The sequence below is a fragment of the Lysobacter sp. TAB13 genome (assembly GCF_052113885.1).
Classification (GTDB): Bacteria; Pseudomonadota; Gammaproteobacteria; order Xanthomonadales; family Xanthomonadaceae; genus Lysobacter; species Lysobacter gummosus.
The window spans coordinates 1-392 of the sequence record NZ_JBFRDR010000313.1 but is presented as its reverse complement, the minus strand read 5'-3'; the positions used below and the strand labels follow the sequence as shown (position 1 = coordinate 392).

At 60.5% G+C, this 392-nt stretch carries 1 protein-coding gene; it reads right to left on the bottom strand.

What is annotated here, in order from left to right:
• Positions 1-70 precede the first annotated feature (70 nt).
• Positions 71-392: hypothetical protein (locus AB4Y92_RS26315; RefSeq protein WP_441822300.1), on the bottom strand; the 322-nt coding region annotated here is incomplete at its 5' end.

The following is a 392-nucleotide window of genomic DNA, read 5'->3' as shown; positions in this document are numbered from 1 at the left end:
ATGCTGCTGCGACCAAGAAAAAGGCCCGGGAAACCCGGGCCTCTATCCTCTCAGCCACTTCGAGATTGCATCAGTGCAAGGTGTGCCCATCCGCCTTCGCCTTGCGCTGATCCGCCTTGATCTGCATCAGCTCGCGGAGGGCCATCGCCATATGATCCTCAAGGAGCTTGGCCGTCTCCTGGCTGAGATCGCGCTGGGCTTCCCACCCCAGATCACGCTCCGAGTCCGAGACCTTCTCGACGATCTCGTCGATCTGATCACAGATCAGCGTCAGCCGGTCGATCATGAGAGCGCCATTGAGATTGTCCTCGTGGAGGGACGCTCCAAGCGAAAGTCCCATCGAGGCGCGCTGGGAAGTTCCGAGGCGGCCGATGGAAAACGGCACAGTGAGC